The following is a 22,474-nucleotide window of genomic DNA, read 5'->3' on the forward strand; positions in this document are numbered from 1 at the left end:
TGGTTCCGTGCGGCGGTCCGGGGGTGGCTGCGTGCGGCGGTCAGCTGCGGGCGAAGAGCAGGTCGTGCACGACATGGCCCTTGTCCAGGCCCTGCCCCTCGAACCGGGTCAGCGGCCGGAACGCGGGCCGCGGGGCGTAACCGCCGTCCGCCGCCGTGTTCTCGAAGCCGGGGTGCGCGCTCAGCACCTCGAGCATCTGCTCGGCGTACGGCTCCCAGTCGGTCGCGCAGTGCAGGACCGCGCCGGGCTTCAGCCGCTGCGCCACCAGGTCGAGGAACTCCGGCTGGATCAGCCGGCGCTTGTGGTGGCGCGACTTGGGCCACGGGTCGGGGAAGTACACCCGCAGCCCGTCCAGCGAGTCCGGCGTCAGCATCTCGCGCAGCAGGATGATCGCGTCACCGTTGGCGACCCGGATGTTGGACAGGCCGTTCCGGTCCGCGAGACCGAGCAGATTGCCCTGGCCCGGGGTGTGCACGTCGACGGCGAGGATGCCGGTGCCCGGGTCGTCGGCCGCCATCTGCGCGGTGGCCTCGCCCATGCCGAAGCCGATCTCCAGGACGACCGGGAGGCCGTCGAAGAGCTCGGGCAGATCCAGGACGCGCAGCCCGTCGATGTCCAGGCCCCACTTCGGCCAGAGCCGCTCCAGGGCGTCCTGCTGGCCGGGCGTGACGCGGCTGCGGCGCGGCTGGAAGCTGCGGATCCGGCGCTCGTGGTGCGAGCCGGCCGGGTCGGCGGCGGGGCCGCCGGGGAAGCGGGGCTCCTGGCGCAGCCTGCGCGCACGGTCCAGGGCCGCGGCGCGCAGATCGTCCGGGATCCCGGCGGTCGAGGGCGCGGCACCTTCCGCTTCCGCGGGGGGCGTGCCGTCCGTCCCGGTGGCGGGCGGAGCGGTGGGGGGCGTCCCGGTGGGGAGCGTGCTGTCCGTCTCGGCAGCGGCGTCGCCGGGCGTCGCGGGGGAGGGGTTCAAGGGCTCAGACACAATGCCCTGATTCTACGGCGGGCGGTTTCCATCCCGTCCCCTGTGCCCGGAGCAGCGCCCTGCGTGCCACCTCCCGTCCGATGGGCAGCGAGGCCGTGGCCGCGGGCGACGGGGCGTTCAGCACATGCACGGTGTGCGGGGCCTCGCGGATCAGGAAGTCGTCGACCAGGGTGCCGTCCCGCAGCACGGCCTGGGCCCTGACCCCGGCCGGTGAGGGGCGCAGGTCGTCCTCCGTGACATCGGGCAGCAGCCGGCGCACGGCCGCCGTGAACGCGTGCTTCGAGACCGAGCGGTGCACCTCGCCCGCCCCGTACCGCCAGTGTCTGCGGGCGATCCGCCAGGAGCCCGGCCAGCTGAGGGTGTCCAGCAGCTCGCGGGGGCGGACGACCGGCCAGCCGTACCCCTCGCGGGCCAGGGCCGGGACCGCGTTGGGCCCGACGTGGACGCTGCCGTCGTGGCCGCGGGTCAGATGCACGCCGAGGAACGGGAACGCCGGATCGGGCACCGGATAGACCAGGCCGCGCACCAGACCGGGCCGGGCCAGCTCGTAGTACTCCCCCCGGAAGGGCACGATGCGCATCCCCGGGTCGTCGCCCGCCAGCCGCGCCACCCGGTCGCAGTGCAGCCCCGCGCAGTTGACCAGCACCCGGGCGCGCACCACCAGGCCGTCCGCCGTGCGCACCGCGACGCCCCACGGACGCCGGTCGATCGCGGTGACCTCCGCACCGAACCGGATCAGGCCGCCGCCGCCGCGCACCTCGGCGGCGAACCGCTCGGCGACCGCGCCGAAGTCGCACACCCCGGTCGTGCCCACCCGGATCGCGGCGAGACCGCGCACGTGTGGTTCGTACTCCGCGATCTGCGCGGGTCCCAGCTCGCGCACCGGCAGGCCGTGCTCCCGGCCGCGCTGGACCAGGGCGTGCAGCCGGGGCAGCTCGCCGCTCTCCGTCGCGACGATCAGCTTGCCGGTCACCGCGTGCGCGATGCCGTGCTCCCGGCAGAAGTCGACCATCTCGGCGGCGCCGCGCACCGCGTACCGCGCCTTCAGAGAGCCCGGGGGGTAGTAGATGCCGCTGTGGATCACCCCGCTGTTGCGCCCCGTCTGGTGGCGCGCCGGGCCCCACTCCTTCTCCAGCACGGTCACCCGTGTGCCCGGTGCGGTCCGCGTGATCGCATACGCGGCCGACAGGCCGACGATCCCGCCGCCGATCACCAGCACATCGCAGTCGTACGCCGCGTGCGTCATCATCACGCCACCTCCCACCCCGATAGTGCACTGACCCACTGACAACGGACTCAAACCCGTGCAGGTCAGCGTGGCGCCCGGCGGGGCCCGTACCCGTCTCCGGGCCCCGGGAGGGGCGGTCGCACCCCGGGCAGGCCTCCGGCCCGGATCGTGCCGGGCCCGCGATCCGTCCCGATCCGTCCCGATCCGGACGAAGGGCCTCAGGCCGGTGCCACCAGCAGGGGGCGGGCGCGCTCCCTGAGCTCGGCCACGCGCGGCTCGTCCCCGTAGGGCTCCAGCCGGTGCAGCAGGTCGCGCACGTACTCGGTGGTCCGGGCCGACGAGATGCGGCCCGCCACCTCCACGGCCCGGGTGCCGGCCGCGCAGGCCGCGTCGAGGTTCCCCGATTCCAGCTCGGCGACGGCCGACACCACGAGCCGCAGCCCGTGCGAGCGGACGAACTCCTCGGTCGGCCGGGACAGCGCCTGCTCGGTGAAGCGCCGCACCTGGCGCGGTGCCTTCAGGTCGAGGTGGCACTCGGCGGCATCGGCCGCGAACCTGTCGTAGGAGTAGAAGCCCAGCCACGCGGGATCCGCGTCGCCGTCCCGGGAACGCTCCAGCCAGCCCTCGGAGGCCTTCAGCGCGGCCCCCGCGGCCGGTGCGTCGTTCGCCTTCGCGTGGGCCCGTGCCTCCACCAGGCGGAAGAAGCTCATGGTGCGTGCGGTGGCGAGCCCGCGGTTGCGTTCCACGGCGGCCTGCGCGAGGTCGACGCCCTCGTCGGCGAAGCCGCGGTAGGTCGCCTGGAGCGACATGGAGGCCAGTACGTAGCCGCCGAGCGGGACGTCGGCTGCCGCCCGCGCCAGACGCAGGGCCTGGATGTAGTAGCGCTGTGCCGCTTCCTGCTGGCCGGTGTCGAAGGCCATCCACCCGGCGAGCCTGGTCAGTTCGGCCGCCGCGCCGAAGAGCGCCCGGCCGACCTCGTCACTGTACGAACCCAGCAGCAGCGGTGCCGCGTCGACGCGTAAGCACTCCGGGACCATGGACGAACGCCAGTCCCCGCCCCCGTACTTGGAGTCCCAGCGGCGGGCGTCCTGGGCGGCCTCGCGCAGCTTGGAGACATCGCTGTGGCCGACCCGCAGCGACGACGCGTCGTGCCCGGACTCCGGGCCCGGCTGGGCCGGGATCGACACGCTGTGCCCCGGGACCGGCTGCGTGACCGGGAGTACCGTGCCCGGTGCGAGCGCCGCGCCGGACGGGCCCGGCCGTCCCGGTGTGCCGGACGTCACGGAGGGGTCGTGCGCCCCCGACGCGCCCCGCGCGCCCTGTGTGCCGAGAACCGCCGCCTCGATCTCCGCCGAGGCGCGGGCCACCGACGGGTCGGCGGGGGATATCAGCCAGCGGGACGCGGGGGTGGCGTACGCGCTCACCGAGAACGAACCCGCCAGCGACTGCCAGATCCCGCCGCTGCCGGCCCGCCGTCCGGCCAGATCCAGCCGGTACAGCTCGGTCGCCGAACGGACCGCCTCGCCCACATCGCGCGGAAACGCCAGTCCGACCTCCGGCGCCGGGTCGGCGTCGGCGAGCCCGATCTCGTGCAGCGGGACCGGCCGGCCGAGTTTGGCTCCGATCGCCGCGGCGATGAGATGGGGCGCGGCGCCCTGCGGCACCATGCCCTTGGAGACCCACCGGGCCACCGAGGTCTTGTCGTACCGAAGTGTCAGTCCGCGCTGCGCCCCGAGGTCATTGACCCGCCGGGCGAGCCCGGCGTTGCTGATTCCCGCGAGGGCGAGAACGGTTCCGAGCTTCTCGTTCGGTCCGCGTTGCTCCCTGGACATGGCGCCACCCCTCGACACACAGACGGCAGCCGCGTCACCGTTGAGGCGCGCGGCATTCGTACCGTGTTCTCCCCAGGGATGGCCCCCGGCACTCCGGCCGCACACGCATTTGGCCGAGCCCCGAGGAATATGCCGCCCCGCCGAGAACATCAGTAAACCCAGCGTAGTTCGCCGCATCCCTACCGTTAAGGGCCGGACGTCCGTATGGCGGGATTGTTGTCCGTCCCGGCCACTTGCCGGGAACTGTGGGGAGCGTGAGGTCGGGAGGGGCCTGCGGGGCGGCCGGGGTGAACGGGGGCGATGGAGACGCGGAGGAAGCGCGAAGAAATTGCGGGGGAATGGAGGGGGGTGTCGGCGGGTGGGGGGAACGGTGGGCGGAGCCCGCGCCCGGCGGCTGCGGGGCGGGCCGCGCGGGAGGGTGCGGATGCGGGTGGCAGGGGGTGGGCCGGAGCCTCTCCATGCCCGCCGACCAGCGCGGAACCGCAGCCGAGGCGCATGCCGGGCGGCCCTGCGCGCACGGTCCCGGACGCCCTCGCGCGGGTCCTGTCCGGGGTGTCCGCGCGTGCTCCTGGTGTGTGGCCGTGCGCCCGGCCGTGCGCTCTGGCCTGGTCCTGGGGGGAGCGCTTCCATGGGTGCTGCGTGGGTCGGCCCGCCGCGTCGGACGCAGTGGGCTGGGGGAGACCGCCGCCTCATTCCCCGCAGGCGGTGGACCGGTCCGGGAGGTGAACCGCGCCTCCCGGACTGTGCGTCGGGCGGGTGCGGGGCGGATGGGGGAGCGTCCTGCGAGTCGTTCCGGAGTCCGGACGCGGCTCGAAGGCGGCCCGTCCGCGTGGTCCGGTGAGGCTGCGGACAAACAGCATGGAAAGCGGAGGAAGCTCACCTTCGCTTGCCGGCCCACAGGTTCCCGACCGCCCTGAGATTGGCCGAATGTCGTCGGTCGGGTGAGGTTGGGCCGACGGATTCGCGGACATCCCGATGATCGTCCCCGCGAGGTGCGGGTCATGGCCGGATCCGGGCCGTTCGTACGAGGTGTGCGCGGGGAACGCAACGCCCGGAATCCGTAACTCCGTTGCTGCCGGAACCGGCGCGCGCGGGGCGTGCGTCGAACGCCTGGCCGGGTGGTCGCTCTGCGGCCTTTGCCAGGGGCGCATGCACTCGCGACGTGCGCCGTACGTAGCCACTCCTGTGCGCCGTTGTCGTGGCAGCATGTCCGCAACGGCGCCGTGCGTTACCGGAGTTCTCCCGATACTTCCCGCTGCGCCGATTTGTCCACAGCCTGTGGAGGCGGCGATGCGTTGGTTGGTGGGGTGGAGCAGTATCGCCGCGAGCTTCGGCACGGCCGGAGCGGTCGGCGGCAGTGACGACGGGCGCACGATGCACCCCGTGGGCTCCCAACTCCTGTGGGGGGACCCGGATCCGCTCTGGGCCGTCGGTGACTGGCGGCCCGATGAGATCCGTACCGTCCGGGTGGACACCACCGAGGGCGCACCCACCGCCCGGATCGCCGTGCTCGGCTGCTGCGGCGCCACCGACGAACAGCTGCGCGTCGGCCTGCTCGCCGCCCGCGGCGGAGCCCTGCGCCACCTCACCGCATGGACCGGCAGCTACACGGCCGTCGTCCAGATAGGGCGACGGATCACCGTCCTCGGGGACCTCGCCGGAGCCCGCCCGGTCTTCTACACGCCCTGGGCCGGCGGTACGGCGTACGCCACCGCCGCGCTCCCGCTCGCCGACCTCATCGAGGCGCAGCTGGACATCGGTCATCTGGCCGCGCTGCTCGCCTGCCCGGAAACACCGGAGGCCCTGCGTGACGGCACCCCGTACGAGGGCGTGAAGCGCATCCCGCCCGGCCACGCGCTGATCCTCCGCGAGGGCTCGCGGGAGATCACCGGGTACGAGGCGGTGGCCTCCCTCGCCGTGGCCGCGCCCGAGCTCGACCCCGTGAGCGCCGTCGACGGGGTGCGCGACGCCCTGGTCGAAGCCGTACGCGCCCGGCTCCTGGCGCCGCGCCACGCCCCGGAGACCCTGCCGCCCGACCCCGGTCCGGTTCCCGGCATGGGCCCCGCCGAACGCCGCGCCGCCCGGGGCGCACCCGTGCCCGGAATCGGCGCCGACCTCTCCGGGGGCAGCGCGTCGGCCACCCTCGCCCTGCTGGCCGCCGGGCTCCCCGGTCTGCCCGGCACACTCCTGGGCCACGGCACGGGAGCGGGGGAACGGCTGCTCGCCGTCACCTTCAACGATCTGACGACCCGCGCCCACGAGGACGAACTCGAACGCGCCCGCGTCATCGCGGCCAACCCGAGGCTGCACCACGTCGTCGTCGCCGCCGGCGAGGAGGCCCTGCCGTACGCCGACCTGGACGGCCCCCTCACCGACGAACCCGCGCCCTCCCTCGTCCTGGCCGAACGCCATCGGCGCCGGCTCTCCGCGGGCAGCGCCGACCACTTCGTGGGCGACGGCGCCCGGCAGGTGCTCGACGCCCACCCGGCCCGTCTCGCCGACCTGCTGATCGACCGGCGCCGGCGCCATCTGCTGCGCCCGGTCGCCGCACTCGCCAAGGCCGAAGGCCCGTCCGCGCACTCCCTGTTCGTCCCGCTGACCGTCTACCGGGCGGCCCGCCGGCTGGCCCGTACGTCCTACCGCACCGGGCTCGAGACGGCGGCCGGCCGGCTGTCCGACGCCAACCGCCTCACCCCCGACCTGGACACCCCCGCCGACGCCTCGCTCGCCGCCCTGACCTGGTCCCGGCCGGGGCCTGCCGCCCGGTGGCTGACCGGGGAGGCGCTCGCCGAAGTATCGGTTCGCCTCCAGGCGGCGGCGATCCGCCCGACGTCCGTCCAGCGCCCCGGCGAGGCCCGCGCCAGGGCCGCCCTGGCCCGGCACGCCGCCGACCACCGGATCCTGGAGCAGGCCGCCGAGATCCGCAGCCAGCGGCTGCACGCCCCCTTCCTGGACAACCAGGTCGTACGCGCCGCCCGCGCGCTCCCCGAGTCCCTGAGGGTCCAGCCGGGCGCCCGCGCGGCGATCCTGCGCCGGGTCCTGGCGGGTGCGGGCATCCACGAGCTGCCGCCCGGCTGGGGCACCCCGTCCCAGGCCACCAAGACCGCCGTCAACCGCACCGGGCTGCGCACCTCGCTGCCCGAGCTGATCGCCCTCTTCGACGCCCCGCTGCTCGCCCAGGCGGGACTGGTCGAGGCCCGCGTCGTACGCAAGGCGCTGCGCGCGGCCTCCGAGGGCGAGCCGCTGCCCCTGGACGGGCTCGCCGACCTGGCGGCCACCGAAATGTGGCTGCGCCGCCTCATGGACCGGCGCGGCACCTGCTGGACGGGCACGGCGGCACCGCGCCTGCGCGCGGTCGCCGGCGGAGTGGTCCCGGCGCGGCGGTCGCTGCGGGCGTAGGGAGAGGGCTGCTGCCGTGGCTGCTGCCTCAGCCGCGTCCGCGGCTGAGGCCTTCCGCCCCCGCTGTCCGGCCGCCGGGACACAATGGCGGAGTGCGTTATCTGATTCTGGGCGTCACTCAGGCGCGGGACGAGAGCGGCGGCGCGCTGCCCCTGGGCGGTACGCGCCTGCGCGCGCTCCTTGCCGCGCTCGCCCTGCGCCCCGGGCATTCCGTGCCGGTCGCCGCGCTCGTCGACGACGTATGGGCGGACGAGCCCCCTGCGGACGCACCCGCCGCGCTCCAGGCCCTCGTCGGCCGGCTGCGCCGGGTGCTGGGGAAGGACGCCCTCACCAGTACCCCGGGTGGCTACTGCCTGGCGGCCGGCCCGGAGGACGTCGATCTGTTCGTGTTCGAGCGGCTCGCCCGGGAGGGCGCCGCCGCGCTGGAGTCCGGCGCCCCCGAGGAGGCCGCCCGCACGCTCCGTACCGCGCTCGCCCTCTGGCGCGGACCGGCCCTGGCCGACCTGCCCGACGGGGAGCACGGCCACGCCCTGCGGCCGCGGGCCCACCGGCTGGCCGCACTGGAACGCCGCATCGAGGCCGACCTGCGCCGCACGACGGGAGCGGCCGCGAGAACCCCGCCCGACGGCCATGCCTCGCCGGGCCATGCCGTGCTGGGCCATGCCGCGCCGGGCTCGGCTGCTTCGGGCTCGGCTGCTTCGGGCTCCGCCGCGCCGGGCTCGGCTGCTTCGGGCCATGCCGCGCCGGGCCCAGCCGCCCTCGTGTCCGAGCTGACGGAACTGACCGCCGCCCATCCGTACGACGAGCGCTTCCGGTCCCAGCTCATCCGCGCCCTGCGCGCCGACGGCCGGCAGGCCGACGCCCTCGCGGCGTACGAGGACGCGCGCCGCACCCTCGCCGACGGCCTCGGCACCGACCCCGGGCCCGAGCTGACCGCCCTCCACCAGGAACTCCTCGCACCCGTGTCCCCCGCGCCCGCCCCCTCCGAGACGGCGCCCGCACGGGGCAACCTCCGCCCCCGGCTCACCTCCTTCGTGGGGCGCGAGCCCGAACTCCGCGCCATCCGCGAGGACCTGACCGGATCCCGGCTGGTCACCCTCACCGGTCCCGGCGGCTCGGGGAAGACCCGTCTCGCCGAGGAGTCCGCGGCGCACGAGAACCGCACCGCCGCCACACCGGGGGACGTCTGGATCGCCGAACTCGCCCCGGTGGAGGACCCCGACGCCGTCCCCGGAGCCGTGCTCTCCGCACTCGGGCTGCGCGAGACGGCACTGCTGCGCGACAGCACCCCCGACGGGCCCCCGCTGCGCACCGACCCGGTCGACGTGCTCGTCGACCACCTCGCGCACGGTTCCCGGTCCCGGCCCGTCCTGCTCATACTCGACAACTGCGAGCACGTCATCGACGCGGCCGCCGCACTGGCCGAGACCCTGCTGACCCGCTGCCCGCGCCTGCGCGTCCTCGCCACCAGCCGCGAACCGCTGGGCGTCGCCGGCGAGTCCGTCCGGCCGGTCGACCCGCTCCCCGCCGACCCCGCGCTGCGCCTCTTCACCGAACGTGCGAGGGCCGTACGCCCCGGATTCGACCCCGAACACGAGCCGGCGCACGATCCCGAGGCCGTCGCCGAGATCTGCCGCCGGCTGGACGGACTGCCACTCGCGATCGAACTCGCGGCCGCCCGGCTGCGGCTGCTCGGCCCACGCCAGATCGCCGACCGGCTCGACGACCGCTTCCGCCTGCTGACGGGCGGCAGCCGGACCGTGCTGCCCCGCCAGCAGACCCTGCGGGCGGTCGTCGACTGGTCCTGGGACCTCCTCGACGAGGACGAACGCACCGCCCTGCGCCAGGTCTCCGTCTTCGCGGGCGGCTGGGACCTGGCCGCCGCCGAGGCCGTCATCACCCCGGCCGGGCCGGGCCGCAACGCCTCCGCCGACACCGCGGACCTGATCGGCGCCCTGGTCGACAAGTCCCTCGTCGTCGCCACCCCGGCCGGCGACGGCACGATGCGCTACCGCCTCCTGGAGACCATTCACGAGTACGCCGCCGAGCGCTGCGCCGAGGTCCCGGAGATACGGGCCGCCGCCGGGCGCGCCCACACCGCGTACTTCACCGCACTCGTCGAGAAGGCCGAACCGCTCCTGCGCTCCGGTGAGCAACTGCCCTGGATCCAGCGCCTGGAGGCGGACCTCGACAACATCCGTGCCGCGCTCCAGCGCACCACCGCCGCCGGTCTCCCCCGCGAAGCGGACGCGGCACGACTGGTGCTGGGCATGGCGTGGTTCTGGTGGCTGCGCAACTACCGCCCCGAGGGCCTCACCTGGACCGAGCGGACCCTGGCGCTCGGCCCGGAACCCGCCGAGGCCACGGACCCCCGCTACTGGCCCCGGATGAATCTGCAGATGCTGCGGTTCTTCTTCGCGATGGACAGCGGGCCGTCGAGTCCGGACGAGAACGACCCCCTGGTCCAGGAGCTCATGGGCCGCGTGGCCGAGGCCTTCGCCGGGTCCGGACCGCAGGGCGCCCGGTTCCCCGGGCTGCTCTGGCCGATGACCTCGTTCCTCACCTGGACCATGGGGGACGTACGGCGGAAGATCGATGTGGCCGTCGACAACGCCCGTGTCCACGGCGGGGAATGGGAGTACGGCGTCACCCTGATGTTCCGTACGCACATGGTCGTCGACATGCCGGGCGGCATGCCCGGCGTCGACGACGACCTCGCCGAACTGCGCGTGCTGAGCCGCCGCATCGGCGACCGCTGGATGCGCGCCCAGGTCGCGAGCGCCGCCGCCGAGGCGGGCATGATGCGCGGACGGTACGACGAGGCGCGCGCGGACTACGAGGAGGCGCTGCTGCTCGCCCGTGAGGTCGGCGCCCATGCCGAGGCCCCGTTCCTCCTGGCCCGGCTCGCCGAACTCTCCTACCGCACCGGCGACCTGGCCGCCGCCGAGGAGGGCCTGGACCGCTCGGAGGCCGAGGCGGAGCGCCACCGGACGCACGACGCCACTTCGTACGTCCACTATCTGCGGGCCCTCATGGCGCTCGACCGCGGCGACGCGGTGGCCGCCCGGCGGCTGCTCACCTCGGCCCAGGAGGCGAACGGGCGCGGCGGCCCGGCGTCGCACTTCACCGTCGTCCAGGAAGGGCTCTCGGCCCGGATCGCCGTGTACGAACCGGAGCCCGGCGGCGGCCCCGCCGCCGGGGTGCGCGGGCTGACGGCAGCCCTGGTCGCGGCGAAGGAGGCGCAGTGCGCCGAGATCGTCACGGGGTACCTGGCGGACGGCGCGGCGGGCGTGCTGCCGAAGGTGGGCCGCCATGCGGCCGCCGTCCGCGTGCTGGCCGCAGCCGACAGCTGGCGGCTGTCCGGCCCCAGGTCCGCGCCGGAGCAGTCGGAGGTGGACGCCGTCGAGCGGCTGGCCCGCAAGGAGCTGGGGGCGATGCGGTACGAGGAGGAGCGCGCCGCGGGCCGCGAGCTGACCCTCGATGACGTCATCGAGCTGATGGAAGGCGTCGCCGCGGACCTTCCGTGACCCGGGGAGGCGCGGAGGGAACGGCAGGGCTTGCACCGTGTCGTACGAGGGGACTCCCGCCGCCGGTGGTCAGTGGCAGCTGATGCGCGATTCGGCCCAGTTGGCCAGGGCGACCCCGCCGAACGGGGTCGTCGGCTCCACGACGAGCCGGATCCGTTCCTGGCCCGCGAGGGGGACGCCGACCGGCACGGCAGGATCGTCGCCGTTCATCACGGGGGACCGCCACAGCTGTGCCCCGTCGCCGCCGAACACGGAGAAACGGACCGATCCGAGCCCCATGGTCAGATCGTCGACGCCGACCATCGCCTCGTAACGGGTGCACTGGCGGTTCAGCTGGATGACGACCGAGGAACGGCTGTGGACCGTCACCCCGTGCGCGTACGACGTGCCGCCGATCGACATGCCGGAACGCTGCCAGACCCAGCTGCTCTCGCCGAGCACCACCTCGGGGCCGGAGTGGTCGCCGAAGAGGCTGTAGCTCAACTCGCTGACCCGGAAGACCTCCGGCGCGGGAGCGGGCGGCGGCGGAGGCGTCGGAGTGGGCGTCGGAGTGGGCGTCGGAGTGGGTGTGGGTGTGGGGGTCGGCGTGGGGGTCGGGGTGGGCTTGGGCGGTACGGGGGCCGGCGGCGCGGGCTCGGGGGGAGGCGTCGGGGCCGGCGTGGGTGTGGGCGTGGGGGTGGGCTTCGGCGGTACGGGAGCCGGCGGTGCGGGCGTGGGGGGCGTCGGCTTCGGCTTCGGCGGGGCCGGCACCGCGGGCGCCACGGCCGGCGGCTTGGGGACCGGCTTCGCCTCGGGGCGAGGCTGGTCGTCGCCGACGAGCGCCCAGACGAGCCCGGCCGCGGCCGCGACGGCGACCGCCGCCGCGATCCCGGCCTTCGCGGGAGCGCCGAGCCCTTCGGAGGCGGCGGCGCCACCGGCCGAACCCGCGGACGAGCCTCCTCCGGTGGCCGCGGCGGCGGCGCCCGCACCCGCGGCGCCGGCCGCGCCGCCCGCCACGATCCCGGCGGCCTTGAGCGCGTATCCAGCGGCGAACCAGCCGATGACCGCGACCGGCAGCAGCGCGGGAATCCCGGCGTTGACATGGGCCAGTTCGCCTGCGGCCAACTGGCACTTCGCGCATTCGTCCAGGTGTCCGCGCAGTCCGCGCTCGGCCCGCATCCGCAGCCCGCCCCGGGCGTAGGCGCCGAGCCGGTCGGCATAGCGTGCGCAGTCGCCGCCCGAGGTGAGCGCCTGGCTCACATGGGCTTGCAGATAGGCCTGCTTGAGCCCTTCGCGGGCCCGGCTGGCCAGGACCGACGTGGCGTTCGCGGTCAGACCGAAGAGCGGGGCGATGTCACTGGGCGACTCCTCCTCGACGGTGGTGTGCCACAGGACGGCCTGCCAGCGCTCGGGGAGGCTGCGGAAGGCCTCCATGGCCATCGACTGCTCGGCCTCGTGCATGGCCATCACATCGGCGCCGAGATCGAGTGTGTCCGCGTCCGACACCTCAGAGGAGCGTGCGGCCTGCGCGGCGAACGCCGCGAAATCGTCGACCAGTTGCTCCCGCTTCGCCGTCTTTGTCCAGGCGGCGGCGACATGGCGGACCGCTGTCATCAGGTAGGCCCGCACCGCTTCCTCGGGCCCCTTGCCGCCCCGTACGGCCTGAAGCGTCCGGGCGAAGACCTCGGCCGTGAGGTCGTCGGCGGTGTGGGAGTCCCGGCAGCAGGTGCGCGCATAGCGGCGCACGGCCTCCGAGTGGCGGCGGAACAGCTCGTCGTACGCGAGATCGTCGCCGTCGCGCATCTCGCGGATCAACTGGGCGTCGGAGGGCGCGAGTGCGGAGCCGTCCGCGGCGGGGGCGCTGCGGCCCTTCCGCTGCATGGGCACCGCGGCCTCGGCGTCGGCCGCGTCCGTGCCGGACGGTTCCGGGTTCTCCACCGGTGCGGGCGGCCACGGGCCGGGCAGGACCGTGCCACCGCCCTCCTCGTCGGCGCCCGGACGCCCGGGACCGGCCTGGCTCGGCACCTGGTGCCCGGGCAGGCCGCCCGTCTCCGTACCGCCGCCGGCGACGGAAACACCGTCGAACGACTCTTCCTGCTGCCCGTCACCGCTCATCGCGGACGCCCCCGTATGCGCTTTCGGCCCCGAACACCGGGCAAGCGTGCCACAGAGCGCCGGGGCGGCGAACTCCCGGCTCCGCCAACCACTCATCCGGGGCGTCTTCCCGAATGTGAGCACTAGCGGACACGCATTCGGGGAAGGAGTAACAGGATGTGCTGAAGGGGCAGTTGAGGAAGAGGTAAGGGGATGTGTCGACGGGAAGGCTGAGAGAGCGTGTGACCTGCGTGCCCTGCATGACCTGCGTGACCTGCGTGACGAGGGCGTCCGCAGTGACCGCAGCGACTGCGCTGCCCGCGGCGACCGCGTCCGCAGCGACCGCGCTGCCCGCGGCGACCGCGTCCGCAGCGACCGCGTCCGGACGACTGGCGCACCCCGTTCCCACGAGGCCGCACAGCCGCCCGGCACGCGATTCACGCATCCCGGCTCACGCATTCCGACGCTCAAGCATCCCGGTTCGCGCATCCCGGTTCGCGCATCCCGGCGCTCACGTATCCCGGTTCACGTATCCCGGTTCAGGCGCCCCGCCGAGGGGTCACTCGGGGCGCGAGCGCAGTCCCTCCAGCAGGATGTCCAGCAGCCGTGAGGAAGCCGCGGCCTGCTGGGCCGCGTCCGGCAGTGAAGGCGCCGCCGTCGCGATGACCAGCAGCACATCGGCCACCGTCACATCGCGGCGCAGCTCCCCGGACGCGCGTGCCCGGTCGACCAGCCGGCCCACGACCTCCAGCAGTTCGCCCGCTCCGATACCGAGGCCCTCGGTCCCGGCCTCGGGCGCGGAGCGCGGTTCGGCCACCCGCAGAGCGGCCTGAGCGGTCTCCTGCCGCTGCTGGGGCACCCTTGGCTCGTCCCGCGCCTCACCCGCCGCGGATTCCGGTGCCCGTACGGCACCGCCCTCGCCGACCACCGTCGACTCGTCGCTCTCCACGCCGACCCGCAGTATCTGCGGAGGCAGCAGCCGTCCCGCGCCCGAGGCCACCGAGGTCCGCAGGAAGCGCGACAGCGCCGACCACGGTTCCTCCTCCTGGCCCAGTGCGGTCCTGGCCTGGTCGGTCAGCCGGGAGGTCTCCTCCTCGGCTATCCGGCGCACCAGCACGTCCTTGCTGGGGAAGCGCCGGTACACCGTGCCCACGCCGACCCTGGCGCGGCGTGCCACGTCCTCCATCGGGGCGCCGTAGCCCAGCTCCCCGAACACCTCGCGCGCGGCCCGCAGTACGTGTTCCAGATTGCGCTGCGCGTCCACCCGAAGCGGCGCCGAGCGCCCGTTCGTCCCGGCTGCGGCCTGGCTGCCGAGTGCGGCACCCAGCGTGCTCACCGCAGACGGCGCCGCGGTGGATCCGAGACCGCTCACCGTCGCGACTGCCCCCATTCGTCCGATTCCTTCGGACGCGACAGCAGCAGTCGGCCAATGCGATTCCTGAACATCCATAACTGTTCCCCCGGTTATGACGTCTCCCCCCGGAGACTCCCGCCGTATCAGTCGGGGGTGGATCGATGGTCACCGTCCGACACCCCGACGACATACGAACATAGTTGAGCCCGGGTCAATTCAGAAGGGGGCAGTTCCGCCCGGAGCGCCCCCCGATCGGAGCAAGAACCGGTTGGTCACCGATTGACCCCCCTCCCGCACACCTCACCGCGACCTCTGACCTGCGGGCCTTCCGTACCACCGGAGCCGCCGGCGCCACCCGTCCGTACCGGACCGCCGGTCACACAATTTGCCGGGGCTGTGGACAAAATCCGGTGCACGTTGCGTCATGGGGTGGTGATGGCTTCTGCTTCCGGGGGAACACCCCCCGGCCCCCCGCCGGGTGTGCGCATTCTCGTGGTCGGTGGCGGCTACGTCGGGATGTACACCGCGCTGCGTCTCCAGCGGAAGCTGAAGCAGAGGCTGAGAAGCGGCGAGGCCGAGATCGTCGTCGTCACGCCCGATGCCTATATGACGTATCAGCCGTTTCTCCCCGAAGCCGCCGCAGGTTCGATCTCACCGCGCCATGTCGTCGTACCGCTGCGCCGGGTCCTTCCCCACTGCACCATCGTCATCGGCGAGGCCCAGCGCATCGACCACGCCAAACGCACCGCGACCGTCACCACCCTGGCCACGGGCGAGGACGGCACCGGCGCCCTGGAGATCCCGTACGACGAACTCGTCCTCGCCCCCGGATCCGTCTCGCGCACCCTGCCCGTCCCCGGCCTCGCCGACCACGGCTTCGGCTTCAAGACGATCGAGGAGGCCATCGGCCTGCGCAACCACGTGATCGAGCAGATGGACATCGCCTCCGCCACCCGCGACCCCGGCATCCGCGACGCCGCCCTCACCTTCGTCTTCGTCGGCGGCGGCTACGCGGGAGTGGAGGCGCTCGCCGAGCTCGAGGACATGGCCCGCTACACCGCGCGGTACTACCACAACATCAAGGCCGAGGACCTGAGGTGGATCCTCGTCGAGGCCACCGGCCGCATCCTGCCCGAGGTCGGGGAGTCGATGGGCAGGTACGCCGTACGGGAACTGCGCGGCCGCAACATCGACGTACGCCTCGACACCCGGCTGGAGTCCTGCGAGGACCGGATCGCCGTGCTCAGCGACGGCTCCCGCTTCCCCACCCGCACGCTCGTGTGGACCGCGGGCGTCAAACCCGCCCCGCTGCTCGCCGCCACCGACCTGCCCCTCAACGAACGCGGCCGGCTGCGGTGCACCGCCCGGCTCACCGTCGAAGCGACCGAACACGCCTGGGCCGCGGGCGACGCCGCCGCCGTACCCGACCTCACCGCCGGCGAACCGGGACGGGAGACCGCCCCCAACGCCCAGCACGCGGTCCGCCAGGCCAGGGTCCTCGCGGACAACATCGTCGCGTCGCTGGACGGCGAACCGCTTCAGGAGTACCGCCACAGCTATGCGGGCTCCGTCGCCTCGCTCGGCCTCCACAAAGGCGTCGCGCACATCTACGGACGCCGGCTCAAGGGCTATCCGGCCTGGCTGATGCACCGCATGTACCACCTGAGCCGCGTCCCGACGTTCAACCGCAAGGCACGCGTGCTGGCCGAATGGACGCTGGCCGGTCTCTTCAAGCGCGAGATCGTCTCCCTGGGCTCCCTGGAACACCCCAGGGCCGAGTTCGAACTCGCCGCAGGCAGACGCCCGCTGCCCGACGGCGACGACTGTCAGTAGGGTCCGACACACTGGACGTGTGACCATAGGTGGGCTCACATCTGCACAGAGTGACCCGGCCGGCAGCAACCGACAGTGACCAGCGAAGACCGTCCCGGGGGCAGTAACCGCCCCACGACAGGTGGGACGCCCCGGCAGAGGAAGCAGCCCGCCCGAGCGGACCAGACCGACACACGAGGCCAGAAATTCCGTGAACTTCACGCGTTGGAGCGCCCGCCTCCCCGGTACGCAGCGCCGGGCCGCCCGGGACGACCGCAGTCCCGTACCCGCGGCCCGCGCCGAGTACGCACAGGCCGAACCGGGGTCCGCCCCGCCGGACGGCTCCGGCACCCGGCCCGGGGCGCCGGCCCTCGAGGACCTCTCCGCCCGCGACATCCTCGGCCAGCTGCCCGCCCTCGTCGCCCTGGTGCACGGCCCCGACCACCGCATCGCGTACATCAACGACGCCTACGCGGCGGCCTTCGGCCCCCGCCCCTGCGGTGCCCGCGCGGCCGAGGCGATGCCCGAACTCACCGAGCTCAGTCTGCTTCCCCTGATGGACCAGGTCCTGCGCAGCGGCACACCGCGCACGGTCAAGTCCCGCAAGGCCGCAAGCGGCAATTCGTACACCGTGACCTGCACCCCCGTGCGGCGCGACAAGGACAAGGGGCACGAGAGCGGCGTCCTCGTGTACGCCGCCGATGTCACCGACCACGCCGAGGCGGCCGAGCGGCTGCGCACCAGCGAGCGCCGCCACCGCGAGACCGCCGTCACGCTCCAGCGCTCGCTGCTCCCGCAGGAGCTGGAACAGCCCGACGACCTGCGGATCGCCGCCACCTACCAGCCGGGCGGCACGGACGCCGCGGTCGGCGGCGACTGGTACGACGTCATCACCCTCGGCGCGGGCCGCACCGCGCTGGTCATCGGGGACGTGATGGGGCGCGGAGTGCGGGCCGCGGCCGTGATGGGCCAGCTGCGCACGGCCGTGCGGGCCTACGCCCGCCTGGACCTCCCGCCGCACGAGGTGCTCCAGCTGCTCGACGGGCTCGCCGCCGAGATCGACGCCAGCCAGATCGCCACCTGCGCGTACGCCGTCCACGACCCCAACGAGGGCCTGCTCGTCTACTCCTCCGCCGGCCACCTGCCGATCCTGGTGCGCGACGAGGACGGCACGGTCCGCCGCGCCGAGGACCCGACCGGCCCTCCGCTCGGCACCGGCGGCTGGGTCCACACCTCGGACACGATCGCCCTGCCGCCCGGCTCCACCGCCGTCCTCTACACGGACGGCCTGGTCGAGCGCCGCAGCGAGGACATCGATGAGGGAGTGGCCGCGCTGGAGCGCGCGCTGTCCGGTGCGAAGGGGTCCCCGCAGGTGGTCTGCGACCGGCTGATCCGGTCCCTCAACGTCACCGCGGAGCACGACGACGACGTGGCGGTGCTGGTCGTCCAGCACCCCGCGCGCACGGGGGCGGCCGCGGAGCTGTTCCACAACGCCTCGCTCGACCTGCTCGGCGGCATCGAAGCGGCCCCGCGGGCCCGCGCCTTCGCGACGGGCGTGCTGACCTCGTGGCGCTTCCCGGGGGAGCTGTGCGACCTGGGCGTTCTCGCCGCGGGTGAGCTGGTCGCCAATTCCCTCCAGCACGGCACCCCGCCGATGCGCCTGGGCCTGCGGCGCACCGACCGCAGGCTGATCATCGAAGTGACCGACGGCGACGACCACCTGCCGCGCCGCCGCCGAGCCGACCCGGCCGACGAGGCGGGCCGGGGCATCTCCATCGTCGCGACGATCGCCACGTCCTGGGGCAGCCGCCGCACCCCCGGCGGCGGCAAAGCGGTGTGGTGCGAGTTCGCCCTGCCGCAGTAGCGGGCCCGGGACCCGGCCGTCAGCGGACGGCGGCGACCGGGGCCGGCCCCTCGGCCGGTGTGTTCTCCGGCAGCGACACGGCCACCACCCGCGACGGCGCCGCCGCCAGCGAGGGCTGGTCCTGTACGGGGGTGAGCCGCCGGCCCAGCCGCAGCGCCAGCACCGTGATCCCCAGCGAGAACAGTACGAACGTCACGATGTACGGCCCGTGCAGCGAGGCCCCCATGGGCCCGCCCACGGCGGGCCCGACCGCCAGCGCCAGCTGCTTGCACAGCGCGAACGCCGAGTTGTACTGGCCGACCATGGACTCCGGCGCCAGATCGGCGACCAGCGGCGCGACGGTCGGCGACAGCATCGACTCGCCGAGCCCGAAGAGCGCGTACGTGGAGATCATCGCGGCAGTCGCCATGGTCTGGCTGCCGTGCCCGAGCCCCGCGTAGCCCGCCACGATCCAGGCGAACGCCCAGATCAGGCCGACCCACGCGATGACCCGGCTGCGCCTGCGGCGCTCCACCAGACGCAGCACCACGAACTGGGCCACGACGATGACGGCGGTGTTGGCGGCCAGTGCGATCCCGAGCGTCGACGGCTCGATCCCGGCGGCCTCGGTCCCGTACGCCGCAAGGCCGGACTCGAACTGTCCGTAGCAGGCGAAGAACAGCACGAAGCCCAGTACGCACAGCTGCACCATGGCCCGGTGGGAGAGCAGCACCCGCAGCCCGCCCTGCCCGGCGGAACCGTCCGCCGCCGCCTTCGCGAGGGCAGGGGTACGCGGCATCCGCACCGTCGCCGTGATGGCGCCGAGCACGAGGAACATCACCGCTTCGATCAGGAACAGCAGGGTGAAGGACTCCGGACGGCTGGTGTCGACGATCTGTCCGCCGACCAGGCCGCCGATGCCGAGCCCCAGGTTCTGCAGGAAGAACTGCGTGGCGAAGGCGCGCGTGCGCGTGCCGGTGTCGGAACAGCGGACCAGCATGGTGGCGAGGGCCGGCTGCATGACGGCCGTGCCCGCTCCGAGCACCGCCGCCGACAGGACGGAGGCGGTGATCTGGGAGGAGAAGCCGAGTGCGGCGGCGCCCAGGGAGGCGACGACCGAGGCGACGACCAGTACGGGCAGTGGCCCGCGACGGTCGATGACCCGGCCGGTGAACGGAAGCACGGCGAGCGCTGCCATGGCGAAGACCGCCAGCACGACTCCCGCCGTACCGGCGCCCAGATCCCGTACCTGCGCCACATAGACGTACAGATACGGAACGGTGAACCCCAGCCCGAACGCGCTCAGCGCGCTCCCCAGCTGGATCCGCCGCAGTGCTGCACCCATTTCCCTGGTCACACTCACCTACCTCAAGGTCTCGAAGCCGTGTGCTCGAGCGACAGGAACGACTCGAACCCGAAGACTTTAGCACTAAAGTTAGAGGTTCAACAATACAAGTCGAAGGACTTCGACGGCTGTGGAGGGCGTGCCATACTGCCCGCCATGCCTGACACGACCGATTCCGGGCTCCAGGAGCCGAGCCTCGACGAGCAGATCGCCGCCTATCAGCGCGAGTACCGCGACCTGGACCCCCAGGTCGAGCAGGTCGTCTCCGCCCTCGGCCGGCTGAACCGCCGGATGAACGTGGCGTACGGACGGCAGCTCGCCGCGCTCGGCATCAGCAACGCCGAGTGGGAGGTCCTCAAGACCCTCGTCCTGGCCGGCGCCCCGTACCGGCTCGGCCCGGGGGAGCTCGCGAAGCGGCTCGGTCTCACCCCGGCCGCGATGACGCACCGCATCGACCGCATGGCGGGCGAGGGTCTGGTGACCCGCGACCGCGACGAGAACAACCGGGTGCGCGTCATCGTCGAGGTGACGGACGAGGGCCGTACGAAGTGGCTGGAGGCGATGCGCATGGCCAGCGACTTCGAGGAGGAGCTGCTCCAGGACCTGGAGGACGACGAGCGCGGCAAGCTCGGCGAGATGCTGATCCGCCTCCTGCGCAGGGTGGAGCACGCCCAGCCGGACGCCGGCGGCCGCCTCACCGACCTGGACTGAGGCCGCCCCCGCCGGGGCCGGCTGGGGAGGGCCGAGGAGGGGTTGACACGCCTCGGCCCGATCCGTAAGGTTCTTCGAGTTGTCACGGAGCCTGAACGGTTCTGCGGCAGCCGATCCCGCCGCGAATGCGGCAACCAAAACTCAGCACGATCTCCCACCCGGGACAATTTCGGCGTGCCGAAATTGATTTCGATGACTCGATTATGAGTCGCCGGGAAAATCCGCTAGAGTTTTGGACGTCGGAACGGCCCAACAGCCGGGAAGGCAAGCCCCACTGACTGGGAATCAGGCCCGAAAGGATCTGATAGAGTCGGACTCGCCGGAAAGGGAAACGCGAAAGCGAAGAACTGGAAAGCGAAACCCGCTTCGACCGGGAATCGGACACGAAAGAGTCTGATAGAGTCGGAAACGCAAGACCGAAGGGAAGCGCCCGGAGGAAAGCCCCAGAGAATGTTCTGAGGGTGAGTACAAAGGAAGCGTCCGTTCCTTGAGAACTCAACAGCGTGCCAAAAGTCAACGCCAGATACGTTGATACCCCGACCTGCTTCGGCAGGTTCGAGGTTCCTTTGAAAGTCCTACGAGGCCACTGGCCTGGTAGGCAATGCACACAGCGAGGATTCAGTGGACGACCGGTCATATTCCGACATGGTCGTTCCGCTCTCGTGGTGTCTACCCGATTACGGGAAAACATTCACGGAGAGTTTGATCCTGGCTCAGGACGAACGCTGGCGGCGTGCTTAACACATGCAAGTCGAACGATGAAGCCCTTCGGGGTGGATTAGTGGCGAACGGGTGAGTAACACGTGGGCAATCTGCCCTTCACTCTGGGACAAGCCCTGGAAACGGGGTCTAATACCGGATAACACTTTCCCTCTCATGGGGGATGGTTAAAAGCTCCGGCGGTGAAGGATGAGCCCGCGGCCTATCAGCTAGTTGGTGGGGTAATGGCCTACCAAGGCGACGACGGGTAGCCGGCCTGAGAGGGCGACCGGCCACACTGGGACTGAGACACGGCCCAGACTCCTACGGGAGGCAGCAGTGGGGAATATTGCACAATGGGCGAAAGCCTGATGCAGCGACGCCGCGTGAGGGATGACGGCCTTCGGGTTGTAAACCTCTTTCAGCAGGGAAGAAGCGAAAGTGACGGTACCTGCAGAAGAAGCGCCGGCTAACTACGTGCCAGCAGCCGCGGTAATACGTAGGGCGCAAGCGTTGTCCGGAATTATTGGGCGTAAAGAGCTCGTAGGCGGCTTGTTGCGTCGGTTGTGAAAGCCCGGGGCTTAACCCCGGGTCTGCAGTCGATACGGGCAGGCTAGAGTGTGGTAGGGGAGATCGGAATTCCTGGTGTAGCGGTGAAATGCGCAGATATCAGGAGGAACACCGGTGGCGAAGGCGGATCTCTGGGCCATTACTGACGCTGAGGAGCGAAAGCGTGGGGAGCGAACAGGATTAGATACCCTGGTAGTCCACGCCGTAAACGTTGGGAACTAGGTGTTGGCGACATTCCACGTCGTCGGTGCCGCAGCTAACGCATTAAGTTCCCCGCCTGGGGAGTACGGCCGCAAGGCTAAAACTCAAAGGAATTGACGGGGGCCCGCACAAGCAGCGGAGCATGTGGCTTAATTCGACGCAACGCGAAGAACCTTACCAAGGCTTGACATATACCGGAAAGCATCAGAGATGGTGCCCCCCTTGTGGTCGGTATACAGGTGGTGCATGGCTGTCGTCAGCTCGTGTCGTGAGATGTTGGGTTAAGTCCCGCAACGAGCGCAACCCTTGTTCTGTGTTGCCAGCATGCCCTTCGGGGTGATGGGGACTCACAGGAGACTGCCGGGGTCAACTCGGAGGAAGGTGGGGACGACGTCAAGTCATCATGCCCCTTATGTCTTGGGCTGCACACGTGCTACAATGGCCGGTACAATGAGCTGCGATGCCGCGAGGCGGAGCGAATCTCAAAAAGCCGGTCTCAGTTCGGATTGGGGTCTGCAACTCGACCCCATGAAGTCGGAGTTGCTAGTAATCGCAGATCAGCATTGCTGCGGTGAATACGTTCCCGGGCCTTGTACACACCGCCCGTCACGTCACGAAAGTCGGTAACACCCGAAGCCGGTGGCCCAACCCCTTGTGGGAGGGAGCTGTCGAAGGTGGGACTGGCGATTGGGACGAAGTCGTAACAAGGTAGCCGTACCGGAAGGTGCGGCTGGATCACCTCCTTTCTAAGGAGCATCTAGATTCCGCAAGGAATCCAGAGCCACTACGCCGGCAAATGTTCGGCGGTGGTTAGCTCATGGGTGGAACGTTGACTATTCGGCACGGTTGGCTGGTTTTCGTAAGTACTGCTTCGGCGTGGAAAGCGTAAACGGGTTGATTGTGT

At 72.1% G+C, this 22,474-nt stretch carries 11 protein-coding genes and 1 rRNA gene; 6 read left to right on the forward strand and 6 right to left on the reverse strand.

All coding sequences use genetic code 11. The features are described from left to right. Positions 1 to 40: 40 nt before the first annotated feature. The 3 genes from trmB to OG782_RS19680 form a co-directional block, all read right to left on the reverse strand. Positions 41 to 979, reverse strand: a complete 939-nt coding sequence (gene trmB, locus OG782_RS19670) for a tRNA (guanosine(46)-N7)-methyltransferase TrmB (RefSeq protein ID WP_406459157.1) — start codon at positions 977 to 979, stop codon at positions 41 to 43. Further along, positions 969 to 2,225 carry an L-2-hydroxyglutarate oxidase gene (gene lhgO / locus OG782_RS19675; protein ID WP_406452725.1) on the reverse strand — a complete coding sequence of 419 codons (1,257 nt, stop codon included), beginning with the start codon at positions 2,223 to 2,225 and terminating at the stop codon, positions 969 to 971. The genes trmB and lhgO overlap by 11 nt, the downstream gene beginning before the upstream one ends. A 197-nt stretch (positions 2,226 to 2,422) precedes the next feature. Further along, positions 2,423 to 4,036: a sporulation protein gene (locus OG782_RS19680; RefSeq protein WP_406452727.1), complete on the reverse strand. Its 1,614-nt coding sequence runs from the start codon at positions 4,034 to 4,036 to the stop codon at positions 2,423 to 2,425. A gap of 1,290 nt (positions 4,037 to 5,326) precedes the next feature. On the opposite strand from OG782_RS19680, the gene OG782_RS19685 reads away from it, so the two are divergent. Together OG782_RS19685 and OG782_RS19690 are read left to right on the forward strand one after the other, a co-directional pair. Continuing rightward, positions 5,327 to 7,435 carry an asparagine synthase-related protein gene (locus tag OG782_RS19685; RefSeq protein ID WP_406452729.1) on the forward strand — a complete coding sequence of 703 codons (2,109 nt, stop codon included), beginning with the start codon at positions 5,327 to 5,329 and terminating at the stop codon, positions 7,433 to 7,435. 92 nt (positions 7,436 to 7,527) lie between these two features. Beyond that, positions 7,528 to 10,962 (forward strand): ATP-binding protein, encoded by a 3,435-nt coding sequence (locus tag OG782_RS19690; protein ID WP_406452731.1) that lies wholly within the window; start codon positions 7,528 to 7,530, stop codon positions 10,960 to 10,962. A 69-nt stretch (positions 10,963 to 11,031) separates the two neighbouring features. Here OG782_RS19690 and OG782_RS19695 read toward each other — a convergent pair whose 3' ends face one another. Together OG782_RS19695 and OG782_RS19700 are read right to left on the reverse strand one after the other, a co-directional pair. After that, positions 11,032 to 13,056 carry a sigma-70 family RNA polymerase sigma factor gene (locus OG782_RS19695; protein WP_406452733.1) on the reverse strand — a complete coding sequence of 675 codons (2,025 nt, stop codon included), beginning with the start codon at positions 13,054 to 13,056 and terminating at the stop codon, positions 11,032 to 11,034. Positions 13,057 to 13,594: 538 nt separating this feature from the next. Further along, entirely contained in the window at positions 13,595 to 14,425 is an 831-nt protein-coding gene (locus OG782_RS19700; RefSeq protein WP_406452735.1) for a TetR/AcrR family transcriptional regulator, read from the reverse strand. A gap of 399 nt (positions 14,426 to 14,824) precedes the next feature. Here OG782_RS19700 and OG782_RS19705 point away from each other — a divergent pair, with 399 nt between their 5' ends. Then, entirely contained in the window at positions 14,825 to 16,222 is a 1,398-nt protein-coding gene (locus OG782_RS19705; RefSeq protein WP_406452737.1) for an NAD(P)/FAD-dependent oxidoreductase, read from the forward strand. A gap of 190 nt (positions 16,223 to 16,412) precedes the next feature. Further along, positions 16,413 to 18,065 carry a SpoIIE family protein phosphatase gene (locus OG782_RS19710; protein ID WP_406452739.1) on the forward strand — a complete coding sequence of 551 codons (1,653 nt, stop codon included), beginning with the start codon at positions 16,413 to 16,415 and terminating at the stop codon, positions 18,063 to 18,065. Positions 18,066 to 18,084: 19 nt separating this feature from the next. On the opposite strand, the gene OG782_RS19715 is transcribed toward OG782_RS19710, so the two are convergent. Continuing rightward, on the reverse strand, positions 18,085 to 19,389 hold the full coding sequence (locus OG782_RS19715) for an MFS transporter (RefSeq protein ID WP_406459159.1): 1,305 nt from the start codon (positions 19,387 to 19,389) through the stop codon (positions 18,085 to 18,087). Between the two features lie 156 nt (positions 19,390 to 19,545). On the opposite strand from OG782_RS19715, the gene OG782_RS19720 reads away from it, so the two are divergent. Together OG782_RS19720 and OG782_RS19725 are read left to right on the forward strand one after the other, a co-directional pair. Continuing rightward, positions 19,546 to 20,100: a MarR family winged helix-turn-helix transcriptional regulator gene (locus tag OG782_RS19720; protein ID WP_406452741.1), complete on the forward strand. Its 555-nt coding sequence runs from the start codon at positions 19,546 to 19,548 to the stop codon at positions 20,098 to 20,100. 690 nt (positions 20,101 to 20,790) lie between these two features. Then, a 16S ribosomal RNA gene (locus OG782_RS19725) occupies positions 20,791 to 22,316 on the forward strand. Positions 22,317 to 22,474 lie beyond the last annotated feature (158 nt).

Source organism: Streptomyces sp. NBC_00876 (assembly GCF_045207435.1).
Taxonomy (GTDB): domain Bacteria; phylum Actinomycetota; class Actinomycetes; order Streptomycetales; family Streptomycetaceae; genus Streptomyces.